Genomic DNA, 12,146 nt, shown 5'->3' with positions numbered 1-12,146 from the left:
CGCCCGCGGCCCCGGGGCTGGCGCATCCCGGGGGATCGCGGCTCAGGAGGTCGGCTTCTCGCTGCCGACGACCCACATCGAGAAGAACTGCGAGCCGCCGCCGTACGCGTGCCCCAAGGCCCGTCGTACGCCGTCGACCTGGTGCTCCCCGGCGGCCCCGCGGGCCTGGAGCGCGGCCTCGCCGAAGCGGAGCATGCCGGAGGCGCCGATCGGGTTCGAGGACAGCACCCCGCCCGAGCAGTTGACCGGCAGCGAGCCCGTCATCGCGGTCTCGCCGGCCTCGGTGAGCTTCCAGCCGCTGCCGACCTCGGCGAACCCGAGGCTCTCCAGCCACATCGGCTCGAACCACGAGAACGGCACGTAGATCTCGGCCGCGTCGATCTCGGTGAACGGGTCGGTGATGCCGGCCTGCTTCCACAGGTGGGCCGCCGCATCGCGCGAGGCCTGCGGATTGACCTGGTCGCGCTCGGCGGAGCTGGTCGCCTCCGAGCGCATCACCGTGCCGTGGATCCAGGCCGGGTTCGGCGAGGCCTGCGCGGTGTCCTCATCCACGATGACCAGCGCGCACGCGCCGTCGGAGGAGGGGCAGGTCTCGTCGTAGCGGATCGGGTCCCACAGCATCTGCGAGGCCAGCACCGACTCCACGGTCGTGTCGGGGTTGCGCAGGTGGGCGTAGGGGTTCTTCAGCGCGTTCTGCCGGTCCTTGGCCGCCACCACCGCGCCGATGTGGGTCGGGGCACCGGAGCGTCGGATGTAGGAGCGCACGTGCGGGGCGAAGTAGCCGCCCGCGCCGGCGTGCACCGGCATGTTGAACGGCACCGGCACCGAGAGCGCCCACATGGCGTTGGACTCGGACTGCTTCTCGAAGGAGACCGTCAGCACCCGCCGGTGCACGCCGGCCTGCACGAGGGAGGCCGCGACGATGGCTGTCGAACCGCCCACGGAGCCCGCGGTGTGCACCCGCAGCAGCGGCTTGCCGGCCGCGCCGAGCGCCTCGGCGAGGAACAGCTCGGGCATCATCACGCCCTCGAACAGGTCGGGGGCCTTGCCGACGACGATCGCGTCGATGTCGTCGAGGCCCATCCCCGCGTCGAGGAGCGCGCGGTCCATCGCCTCGCGGCACAGCCCCGCCATCGAGACGTCCAGGCGCTTGGCCCGGTGGTGGGTCTGCCCGACGCCGACCACCGCTGCTGGCAGCTTGCCCATCTCAGGCCCGTCCTTCCATCACGCACACGAGGTTCTGCTGGAGGGCCGGGCCGCTGGTGGCGTGCCCGAGCACCTTGTCGGCGCTGCCGTCCCACACCCGGCGGGCGGCCTCGCCGATCCGGATCAGGCCACCGGTGAACATCGGGTTCCCGGTCAGGGAGCCGCCCGAGGGGTTGATGGCCACGTCGTCGGCCAGCGCGAGCTCGCGGCGCAGCACCAGCTCCTGGTGGCTGAACGGCGCGTGCAGCTCGGCCACCTCGACCCCGCCGAGGTCGCAGCGCGCGGCGGACGACGCCGCCGACGGGGCGCGGGTCAGGTCGCGGGTGCCCATGCTGAGCGCATCGACGTACGTCGCGATGCCGGAGATCCACGCGGGCCGGTCGGAGACCTCGCGGGCCCGGTCGTCGGCGGCCAGCACGATCGCGGCCGCTCCGTCGGTCACCGGGGCGCAGTCGTGCTTGCGCAGCGGGTCGGCGTACAGCGGACGGGCGAGCAGGTCCTCGACGCTCGAGCCGCCGCTGCGGATCGCGTGCTCGTTCTTCTCGGCATCCGTCAGCGAGCGGTGCGCGACCTCGGCCATCGCCCGCTCGTCCCACAGCCCGGCGTCGATGCCGGCGCGGGCCTGGAGGCCGGCCAGCGACACGGTGTCGGGCCACAGCGGCGTCATCGTGTAGGGGTCCAGCTGCAGCGCGAGCGTACGGCGCAGCAGCCCGGCCGAGCTCTTGCCGAAGCCGTAGACCAGCGCGGTGTCGACCTCCCCGGTCTGGATCTTCAGCCAGGCCTCGTAGAGCGCCCACGCGGCGTCCATCTCGACGTGCGACTCGTTGACCGGCGGCATCACCCCGATCGCGTCGACGGCCGACACGAACGAGAAGGACCGCCCGGCCAGGTAGTCGGAGGACCCCGAGCACCAGAACCCGATGTCGCGGCGCGTCCACCCGGTCTGGGCGTAGCACTCCGCGAACAGCGGGACCAGCAGCTCCACGCAGTTCGGCGACCCGTCGAACTCCTTCATCTGCCGCTGGGCGAACCCGACGACGGCGACGTCTCTCATCAGTTGCTCGCCTCTCAGAGGTGGTGCTGGTAGGTCTCGTAGTCCGCGTCCGGCTCACCGGTCGGCGCGAAGTGGCTGATGTTCTCGATCGTGGTGCCCCATTCCTCGCGGGGCTTCCAGACCGCCTTGACCCGCATGCCCATCCGGACCTCCTCGGCCGGGATGTCGAGGATCAGGTGCAGGAACGCGATGTCGGCTCCGTCGAGCAGCACGTACGCCGAGACGTACGGCGGCGTGATCCGCTGGCCCAGGAACGGCACGTTGACCACGCAGTACGTCGTCACCGTGCCGGTGTGCGCGAGCTCGACCTCGTCGGTGGTCGGGGTGCCGTCGGCGGGGCAGGCCGGCCGCGGCGGCACGTAGACCTTCGAGCAGGTCGGGCAGCGCTGGGCGACGATGCGACCCTCGGCGAGGCCGCGGTAGAAGGCGGACTCCTCCGGGGAGGCGGCGTACACGTAGTCGAGGGCGACGGGGGTGATCACGCCGGTCACCGGGTCCATCTCGGCGGCCGCGGCGGGCGGCGGAGTGGCGTCGGCGGGGGTGCTGGACGTGGCCGGCTCGAAGCAGGCGATGTCGGTGATCGCGCCGACCCGCTCCTCGGCCCAGCGGACCTGCACGCGCATGCCGGTGCTGACCTGGTCGGGGGAGTCGACGTCGAGGGCGTGCAGGAACGCCGCGTCCGCACCGTCGAAGCGGACCAGCACGAAGGCGAAGGGCCGCTGGAGCGGCTGCCCGGCCACCGGCTCCGGCACCCAGGTCCACGACGTCACGGTGCCGGTGGGGGCGACCTCGACGAACTCGGTGACCGGGTCGTGGGTCCCCGGGTCGTACTCCGGAGGCGGGACGACGACCCCGGCGCTCGTGCGGGCGCCGACCACTCGGGCGTCGCGCAGCCCGGTGAGGAAGCGGCCGAGCACGGGACCGGTGGAGCGGGTGTAGTCGAAGGCGACGGTGACAGGGGCTGACAAGGTGCGAGCCATGGCGCTGAAACTAGAACAGGTTCTATCGCGCTGACAAGGGGTCTGCCATGGTGTGCGTCATGAAACTTGGACTGCAGCTGGGCTACTGGGGCGCGCAGCCCCCGCAGGGGGTCGGGGAGCTCGTGGCGGCGGCGGAGGAGAGCGGCTTCGACGCGATCTTCACCGCCGAGGCGTGGGGCTCGGATGCGTTCACTCCCTTGGCGTGGTGGGGTCGCGACACCTCCCGCGTGCGGCTGGGGACCTCGATCGTGCAGATGTCGGGCCGCACGCCGACCTCGATCGCGATGCACGCGCTCACCCTCGACCACCTCAGCGGTGGCCGGGTCGTGCTCGGCATGGGCGTGAGCGGCCCGCAGGTCGTCGAGGGCTGGTACGGCGCGCCGTTCGCCAAGCCGCTCGCGCGGACCCGCGAGGTCGTCGAGATCATCCGCCAGGTGCTCGCTCGGGAGGCGCCGGTGACGAGCGCCGGCCCGCACCACCCGCTGCCGTACGTCGGCCCGGGTGCCGTGGGCCTCGGCAAGCCGCTCAAGCCGATCGTGCACCCGCTGCGCGCGGACCTGCCGATCTGGCTCGGTGCCGAGGGGCCGAAGAACGTCGCGCAGACCGCGGAGATCGCGGACGGGTGGATCCCGATCTTCTACACCCCGAAGTCGGCGGGGATGTACCAGCCGTGGCTCGACGAGGGGTTCGCCCGGCCCGGGGCGCGGCGTACCCGTGCGGACTTCGAGATCGCGGCCACCTGCCACCTCCAAGTGGTCTCCTCGGCCGCGGAGAAGGCTGCTGTGCTCGACGCGATGCGGCCGTTCGTCTCGCTCTACATGGGCGGGATGGGCGCGAAGGAGGCGAACTTCCACAAGGAGGTCTTCGTGCGGATGGGGTACGGCGCGCTCGCGGACGAGGTGCAGGAGCTCTACCTGACGGGGGAGAAGGACCGCGCGACCGCGCTGATCCCCGACGAGCTCGTCGACGACATGCACATCATCGGCACCGCGGGGGAGGTTCGGGAGAAGGTCGCGCAGTGGGAGGAGACCGGGGTGAGCACGCTGCTGCTCAGCTGCCGTTCCCCCGAGGAGGTGCGCTCGGTCGCCGAGCTGCTCGCCTGAGCGGGCCGGCACGTCGCAGTGGCGCCGCACTGGAACGCGTTCTAGTCTCGGCGCCATGAGCGACGAGATCCGGACCGGCACCCACAACGGCCACCTGATGGTGGCCGCCCTGCGACGGCACCGGCGCAGCCCCGTGATGTACCTCGGCGACTCGACGCTGACCGGCGGCGAGGTCGCGGAGCGGATCAGCCAGTACGTCCAGGCCTACGAGGCGCTCGGCGCCGGGCGGGGGACCTCCGGGGCACTGCTCGCGCTGAACCGCCCCGAGGTGCTGTTCATCCTCGGCGCCGGGCAGACCCAGGGCTACCGGCGGACGTCGCTGCACCCGCTCGGCTCGCTCGAGGACCACGCCTACGTCATCAACGACGCGGAGATCACGACGCTGAGCATCGACCCGGTGCCGATGTTCGTCGAGCGGGCGCTGGGGCTGCTGGAGCGGTGCCCGAAGCTGGAGAAGGTGCTCACGATCGGGCCGGTGCCGGACGCGTTGGCCCACGTCGGGCACGACCTGAGCGCGGCCGCGGCGTCGTACGACCCGCTGCCGCTGGAGGCAGCGACGCTCGCGCCTGACCACATCGTCTCCATCACCTACACCGGCGGCACGACCGGCAAGCCCAAGGGCGTCGTCGGGACCGCCCGCTCGATGCACGCGATGACCCAGGTGCAGATGGCGGAGTGGGAGTGGCCCGAGGCGCCGCGCTTCTTGATGTGCACGCCGCTGTCGCACGCCGGCGCGGCGTTCTTCGTGCCCACCGTGCTCCAGGGCGGCTGCCTCCACGTGCTGGCGAAGTTCGACCCGGCCGAGGTCCTCCGCACGATCGAGGAGCAGCGGATCACGGCCACCATGCTGGTGCCCTCGATGCTCTACGCGCTCCTGGACCACCCCGACTCGCACACCCGCGACCTGTCGTCGCTGGAGACCGTGTACTACGGAGCCTCGGCGATCAACCCGGTGCGGCTCCAGGAGGCGATCGACCGCTTCGGGCCGATCTTCGCGCAGTACTACGGCCAGTCCGAGGCGCCGATGGTGATCACCTACCTGGCCAAGGGTGACCACGTCAGCGGCGACGAGCGGCGTCTCGCGTCGTGCGGGCGGCCCTCGGCGTTCCTGCGGACCGCGCTGCTCGGCGAGGACGGGCAGCCGGTCCCGACCGGCGAGCCCGGCGAGATCTGCGTGGCCGGACCGCTCCTGGCCGACGGCTACTGGAACCTCCCCGAGGCGACCGCGGAGACCTTCCGCGACGGCTGGATGCACACCGGCGACGTGGCGCGCGAGGACGAGGACGGCTACTGGTACATCGTGGACCGGACCAAGGACATGATCGTCACCGGCGGGTTCAACGTCTTCCCGCGCGAGGTCGAGGACGTCGTCGCCGAGCACCCCGCGATCGCCCAGGTCGGTGTGATCGGCACGCCGCACGAGAAGTTCGGCGAGGCCGTCACGGCGGTCGTCGTGCTGCGTGAGGGCCACGAGCTGAGCGACGAGGTGGTCGCGGAGATCCAGCAGATGGTCAAGGACCGCAAGGGCTCCGTGCAGGCGCCCAAGCAGGTGATCGCCACCGACGCGCTCCCGCTCACCGGGCTGGGCAAGCCGGACAAGAAGGCGCTGCGCGCGCTCTACTGGACCGGCGAGCGCGCGGTCGGCTGAGCGTCGCGCCCGCCGACGGCGTCAGGAGGCGTCGAGGCGCGCCACCTCGTCGGCGCTGAGCTCGAGGTCCGCGGCCGCCGCGGAGTCCCGGATCGACTCCGGCCGCTTGGCGCCGGGGATCGGGATCACCCGCGGCGACTGCGCGAGCTCCCAGGCCAGGGCGACCTGCTGGGCGCTGACGCCGTGCGCGGCCGCGACCTCCGCGAAGGCGGGGTGCTTGTCGGCCATCGCCTTCGCGTCGCCCAGACCGCCGAGAGGGCTCCACGGCAGGAACGCCAGGCCCAGCTCGTCGCACAGGTCGATCTCGGGGGCGCTGCTGCGGAACGCCGGGGAGAACTGGTTCTGCACGCTGACCAGCGAGTCGCCGAGGACCGCGTGGGCGAGCCGGATCTCGGCCCGGTCGGCGTTGGAGATCCCCAGCATCGCGACCTTGCCGGAGTCGGCGACCTGCTTGAGGGTGACCAGGACCTCCTCGTAGGGCACCTTCGGGTCCGGGCGGTGGTGCTGCCACAGCGCGATCTGCTCGACACCGAGGCGCTCCAGGCTGGCGTCGACCGCGTGGTGCAGGTGCTCGGGGGAGGAGTCCAGCGCCCAGGCGCCGCCGCCGGCGCGCACGTGGCCGGCCTTGGTCGCCAGCAGGACGTGGTCGCGCACACCCAGCTCGTCGAGCAGCGAGGCGATCAGCAGCTCGTTGGCGCCCTGGGCGTCGGCGCCCAGCTCCTCGCCCCAGCCGTAGGCGTCGGCGGTGTCGAAGAGGGTGACGCCGGCGTCCAGCGCGGCCCGGACCGTCGCGAGCAGCTGCTCGCGGGGCTGCGGGCCGGACTGGTCAAAGGTCATCAGCCCGAGGCCGATGGCGCCCACCTCGACGCGGCCGACGCTGTCGTTGCCCAGGGTGCGTGTGTGCATGCTGGCATCGTTCCATCCCGGTCCACACGTTCCCCTCCGGTAGGCCGGGTTGTGCGCCCGGGTGGTGGCCCGGGTTCGCGCGCCCGGGGTTGCGCGCGAAACTGCGCAATTGCTGGGAGAAGGACCTGCCGCCGCGAGGAACCGGTATCAATCCCAGCAATTGCGCCGAAGAGCACCGACCTCCGGGCATCACCGTGGCCCGACCTGTTGACACCCGCGCCGGGCTGACCCACGATCGGCCCCATGCCCAGCCGGTACGACGACCTGTCGCGCGAGCAGCTCGCCGTACTCGTGCCCGAGCTGCTGCTGATCGGCCAGCTCATCGACCGCTCCGGGATGGCGTGGTGCATCAGCGCGTTCGGGCGCGAGGAGATGGCGCAGATCGCGATCGAGGAGTGGGCCGCGTCCTCGCCGATCTACACCCGGCGGATGCAGCGCGCGCTCGGCTACGCGCCAGCTCCGGGCGAGGGCGACGTGGTGACGATCTTCAAGGGGCTCCAGCTCGACATCGGGGCGCCGCCGCAGTTCATGGACTTCCGCTACACCGTCCACGACCGCTGGCACGGCGAGTTCCACCTGGACCACTGCGGTGCCCTCATGGACGTCGAGCCGATGGGCCCCGACTACGTCCGCGCGATGTGCCACGACATCGAGGACCCCACCTTCGACGCGACCGCCGTGGCGACCAACCCGCACGCCCAGGTGCGCCCGCTGCACCGGCCGCCGCGGGTCCCCGCGGACCGTCAGCCGCACTGCGCCTGGACGGTGCGCATCGACCCGGCGCACCCGCCGGTGGCGGCCATCGCCCAGTGCGAGGTGATCGCCCGCACCCACGCGGCCGGTCTGGACCTGGACCCCATCGACCCCGCCGACGACGGGCTCGCCGACTACGCCGGCCCGCTGCTGGCGGACTTGGACTTCACGCGGTTCTCCCGGTCCGCGCTGGTGCGGATCGCCGACGAGGTGTGCGTGCAGATGCACCTTCTCAACCTCGCCTTCACCCTCGCCGTCCGCGCCCGGGCCGGCGAGGACGCCGAGCTGCTCCGCACCATCACCACCCGCCAGCTCGTCGGCATCGCCGGCGTCGCCGCGGCCCGCCTGCACCGCGCGCTCGACCTGCCCGACGTGATGGCCGGCGCCCTGCGGGTGCTCGAGCTGCACCCCCTGCTCAACCCGGCGGCGTACGTCGACGCGTCGTTCGCCGCTGGTGAGCTGCGCGTGCGCGAGTCGGCCGCGACCCGGGACGGCGCCTGGATCACCCGCTGCGGGCCGTCGTCGATCGCACCGCTCCAGGCGATCGTCCGCGCTGTGGACCCGCACCTCGACGTGGAGGTCGCCGGCACCGACGAGGAGTGGGTGGCCCGGCTCGTTGCGCGTGAGCAGCCGGCTCCGGTGGCCGACGAGGTCGCCGTGACCCGGTTCAGCACCGGCGCGGACTTCGCCTTCGAGCCGCGACGCTCCCTGCCGATCAGCCCGGTCTGAACCGGTCCGCGGTCGTTTCCACGCGCGCAATTGCTGGGAGAAGCACCTGCCGCCGCGCAAAACCGGTATCAATCCCAGCAATTGCGCGGAGAAGCACCGACCCCGGGGAACCGGAAACCCGCCGACCGACTCAGCGCCCCGTGAACCGCGGCGCGCGCTTCTCGGCGAAGGCGCGCGGACCCTCCTTGGCGTCGTCGGAGGCGAAGACCGCCGCGCCGACCCGGGCATCGTCGGCCCAGCAGTCGTCCTCGTGGCGACCCTCGGAGTCACGCATCGTGCGCAGGATGGCCTGGACCGCCAGCGGGCCGTTCGCACAGATCTGGTCGGCGAGCTCGTGGGCCTTCGCGAGCGCCTGCCCGTCCGGCACGACGTGCCCGATCAGGCCGAGCTCCTTGGCCTCGGGGGCGAGCACGTGGCGTCCGGTCAGCAGCAGGTCGGCGGCGACGGTGTAGGGGATCTGGCGCACCAGGCGCACCGCCGAGCCGCCCATCGGGTAGAGGCTCCAGCGTGCCTCGGAGATGCCGAACTTCGCGGACTCGCCGGCCACCCGGATGTCGGTGCCCTGGAGGATCTCGGTGCCGCCGGCGATCGCGGGACCCTCGACCGCGGCGATCAGCGGCTTGGTCAGCCGGAAGCCCTTGAGCAGGGCCTTGATCACCGACGGGTCGTACTCCCCGGACTCGAAGCTCTCCGACGGCGGTTTCGCCGACATCGCCTTGAGGTCCGCGCCCGCGCAGAAGTAGCCGCCGGCGCCGGTGAGGATGCAGACCCGGATGCCGTCATCGGCGTTCACCCGGTCCCACGCCTGCTCCATGATCGCGAGCATCTCGCCGGACAGAGCGTTGCGCCGCTCGGGTCGGTTCATCGTGACGACCAGCTTGTGGCCGTCCTGCTCGACCAGACAGTGGGGGGCAGCACCGGTCGCGGGCGAGTTCTGGGTGGCGGTCATGGCGAGATGCTAGCCAAGAACAAGAACGTGTTCTAGTCTCCGGACCGTGGCCCTGAACATCGCTGACCTCGTTGAACATGCCGTCGACGCCGCGCCGGACAACCGCGCCCTCCTGGTGGGAGACCGTGGCGTCTCCTTCGCCGAGCTGGAGGCTGAAGCGAACCGCCTGGCGCACCATCTGCGCGCCCAAGGGATCGGGGTGGGCGACCACGTCGGCATCTATGCCAAGAACAGCATCGAACACGTCGTGGCGGTGCTGGCCGTGATGAAGATCCGCGCCGTCTGCATCAACGTCAACTACCGCTACGTCGAGGCCGAGCTGGACTACCTCTTCGACAACGCCGACGTGGTCGCGCTGATCGTCGAGCGCACCTACGCCCCGCTCGTGACCGCGACGTTCCCGCGCCACGACAAGTTGCGCCACGTCGTGGTGATGCCCGACGTGCTCGAGCCCGACGACACGAGCGACATCTCCGGCTTCGACGGGGTGCTGTGGGCCGACGCGATGGCCGGGCAGAGCACCGAACGCGACTTCGAGGAGCGCAGCGCCGACGACCTGCACATCATCTACACCGGCGGCACCACCGGCTTCCCCAAGGGCGTGATGTGGCGCCACGAGGACTTCTGGCGGGTGCTCGGCGGCGGCATCGACTTCTACACCGGCCAGGTCCTCGACGAGTACGACCAGTCCGAGCAGGCCAAGTCGCCCGGCCGTATGGTGACCTTCCCACTCAGCCCGCTGATGCACGGCGGCGCCCAGGCCGGCCTGCTGATGCACCTGTTCGCCGGGCACCTCACGATCCTGGAGCCGAAGTTCGACCCGGCCCGCACGTGGCAGATCATCGACCGGGAGAAGGTCCAGCTGATCTTCATGACCGGCGACGCGATGGCCCGTCCGCTGATCGAGGAGTACGAGCGGCAGGCCGCCACCGGCGCGCCGTACGACGCGTCCGGGCTGTTCGCGATCAGCAGCAGCGCCGCGATCTTCAGCCCGTCGGTCAAGGAGCGCTGGATCGCTGCGCTGCCGGACGCCATCTACACCGACTCCGTGGGCGCCTCGGAGACCGGCTTCCAGGGCATGGGCATGCAGGACAAGGACAACATCGGCACCGACGGCCCGGTGGTCGCGCTCGGCCCGAACAGCGTCGTGCTCGACGACCAGAACCGCGTGCTGGACCTGGCCACCAACGTCGGCAGGATCGGCCGCCTGGGCCGCGGCGGCTCGGTGCCGGTGGGCTACTACAAGGACCCGGTCAAGTCCGCGGCCACGTTCATCGAGGTCGACGGCGAGCGCTACTCGGTGCCCGGCGACTTCGCGCGGATCGAGACGGGCAACCGGGTGACGATGCTCGGGCGCGGCTCGAACTGCGTGAACACCGGCGGGGAGAAGGTCTACCCCGAGGAGGTCGAGATGGCGATCAAGCGCCATCCGGGCGTGTACGACGTGCTGGTCGTCGGCGTCCCCGACGAGAAGTTCGGTCAGGCGGTCGCGGCCGTGGTCGAGCTGCGCGAGGACACCACCCTCGAGCTCGACGAGCTGCGGACGTTCCTGCGCGAGCACCTCTCGGGCTACAAGCTGCCGCGCGTGATGGTGGCCGTGCCCGAGATCCCGCGCAACGCGACCGGCAAGGCGCAATACCCCCGGGCCAAGGAGATGGCCCTCGCCGAGCGCGCCGACGCTGCCGCCCAGACCACGGAGGCGAACGCCTGATGCGCACCGCACTCTGCGAGCAGTTCGGGATCGACTACCCGATCTTCGCCTTCACCCCCTCCGAGCACGTCGCCGCGGCCGTGTCGCGCGCCGGCGGCCTCGGCGTCCTGGGCTGCGTGCGGTTCAACGAGGCCGAGGAGCTCGAGAAGACCCTGTCCTGGCTCGACGACAACACCGACGGCAAGCCGTACGGCGTCGACATCGTGATGCCGATGAAGGTGCCGACCGAGGGCACCTCCGTCGACCTCGGCGCGATGGTCCCCGAGGCGCACAAGCGGTTCGTCGACGACACCCTGCGCAGGCTCGGCGTACCGCCGCTCGCCGAGGGCGAGGGGCGCGAGGGCGTGCTCGGCTGGCTGCACTCGGTGGCCCGCTCGCACCTCGACGTCGCGCTGAACCACCGCCCGGTGCTGATCGCCAACGCGCTGGGCTCACCGCCCAAGGACGTCATCGACAAGTGCCACGAGCACGGTGTCCAGGTCGCCGCCCTCGCCGGAGCGGCGAAGCACGCGCTGAACCACGTCGCGAACGGCGTCGACATCATCGTCGCCCAAGGCCACGAGGCCGGCGGGCACACCGGCGAGATCGCCTCGATGGTGCTCACGCCCGACATCGTCGACGCGGTCGGCCCGGACGTGCCGGTGCTCGGCGCCGGCGGCATCGGCTCCGGTCGCCAGGTCGCGGCCTCCCTGGCGCTCGGCGCGCAGGGCGTGTGGACCGGGTCCATCTGGCTCGGCACCACGGAGTACCAGAACCTCCAGGGCAGCCCGGGCTGGACCGAGGCGTTCACCCGCGCGACCTCGGCCGACACGGTTCGCACCCGCATCTACACCGGCAAGCCCGCCCGCCTGCTCAAGACGAAGTGGACCGAGGCCTGGGCCGAGGAGGGGGCTCCCGAGCCGCTGCCGATGCCGCTGCAGAACCTGTTGGTGGCCGAGGCCCACAACAGGATCACCGCCTCCGGCGACCCGGACGTCATCTCGATGCCGATCGGCCAGATCGTCGGCCGGATGAACGAGGTCCGTCCGGTCGCCGACGTGATGGCCGACCTGGTCGCCGAGTACGACGCCACGGTCGCCCGGCTCGCCAGCCTCTGAGCCGCCGCTG

Annotated in this window: 10 protein-coding genes; 5 read left to right on the top strand and 5 right to left on the bottom strand. The window is 71.7% G+C overall.

The features are described from left to right. Positions 1 to 42: 42 nt before the first annotated feature. From HBO46_RS10365 to HBO46_RS10355, 3 genes are read right to left on the bottom strand one after another with little or no spacing between them, the layout of a single operon-like run. The gene (locus tag HBO46_RS10365) at positions 43 to 1,206 is read right to left on the bottom strand and encodes a thiolase domain-containing protein (RefSeq protein WP_166138052.1); all 1,164 of its coding nucleotides are present in this window, start codon (positions 1,204 to 1,206) and stop codon (positions 43 to 45) included. Position 1,207: 1 nt separating this feature from the next. Further along, entirely contained in the window at positions 1,208 to 2,260 is a 1,053-nt protein-coding gene (locus tag HBO46_RS10360) for a thiolase domain-containing protein (protein ID WP_166138055.1), read from the bottom strand. A 14-nt stretch (positions 2,261 to 2,274) separates the two neighbouring features. Further along, the gene (locus tag HBO46_RS10355; RefSeq protein WP_166138058.1) at positions 2,275 to 3,240 is read right to left on the bottom strand and encodes a Zn-ribbon domain-containing OB-fold protein; all 966 of its coding nucleotides are present in this window, start codon (positions 3,238 to 3,240) and stop codon (positions 2,275 to 2,277) included. A 59-nt stretch (positions 3,241 to 3,299) separates the two neighbouring features. Between HBO46_RS10355 and HBO46_RS10350 the strand changes: the two genes are divergently transcribed. Then, positions 3,300 to 4,343 (top strand): LLM class F420-dependent oxidoreductase, encoded by a 1,044-nt coding sequence (locus HBO46_RS10350; protein ID WP_166138061.1) that lies wholly within the window; start codon positions 3,300 to 3,302, stop codon positions 4,341 to 4,343. A 55-nt stretch (positions 4,344 to 4,398) separates the two neighbouring features. Continuing rightward, positions 4,399 to 5,991: a fatty-acid--CoA ligase FadD8 gene (fadD8, locus tag HBO46_RS10345; RefSeq protein WP_166138066.1), complete on the top strand. Its 1,593-nt coding sequence runs from the start codon at positions 4,399 to 4,401 to the stop codon at positions 5,989 to 5,991. A gap of 21 nt (positions 5,992 to 6,012) precedes the next feature. On the opposite strand, the gene HBO46_RS10340 is transcribed toward fadD8, so the two are convergent. Beyond that, complete coding sequence (locus HBO46_RS10340; RefSeq protein ID WP_166138069.1) at positions 6,013 to 6,897, bottom strand: aldo/keto reductase; 885 nt, start codon at positions 6,895 to 6,897, stop codon at positions 6,013 to 6,015. 243 nt (positions 6,898 to 7,140) lie between these two features. On the opposite strand from HBO46_RS10340, the gene HBO46_RS10335 reads away from it, so the two are divergent. After that, positions 7,141 to 8,379, top strand: a complete 1,239-nt coding sequence (locus tag HBO46_RS10335) for a hypothetical protein (RefSeq protein ID WP_166138072.1) — start codon at positions 7,141 to 7,143, stop codon at positions 8,377 to 8,379. A gap of 130 nt (positions 8,380 to 8,509) precedes the next feature. On the opposite strand, the gene HBO46_RS10330 is transcribed toward HBO46_RS10335, so the two are convergent. Then, complete coding sequence (locus HBO46_RS10330; protein WP_166138075.1) at positions 8,510 to 9,328, bottom strand: crotonase/enoyl-CoA hydratase family protein; 819 nt, start codon at positions 9,326 to 9,328, stop codon at positions 8,510 to 8,512. Positions 9,329 to 9,374: 46 nt separating this feature from the next. On the opposite strand from HBO46_RS10330, the gene HBO46_RS10325 reads away from it, so the two are divergent. After that, a complete protein-coding gene (locus HBO46_RS10325) occupies positions 9,375 to 11,039 on the top strand; it encodes an acyl-CoA synthetase (protein WP_166138078.1) in 1,665 nt (554 codons plus the stop codon). Beyond that, on the top strand, positions 11,039 to 12,136 hold the full coding sequence (locus tag HBO46_RS10320) for an NAD(P)H-dependent flavin oxidoreductase (RefSeq protein WP_166138081.1): 1,098 nt from the start codon (positions 11,039 to 11,041) through the stop codon (positions 12,134 to 12,136). Before HBO46_RS10325 ends, HBO46_RS10320 begins: the two co-directional genes overlap by 1 nt. Positions 12,137 to 12,146 lie beyond the last annotated feature (10 nt).

The sequence above is a fragment of the Nocardioides ochotonae genome (genome assembly GCF_011420305.2).
Lineage (GTDB): Bacteria > Actinomycetota > Actinomycetes > Propionibacteriales > Nocardioidaceae > Nocardioides > Nocardioides ochotonae.
Note: the sequence above shows the minus strand (reverse complement) of the source record. Positions and strands in the feature narration are given on the sequence as shown.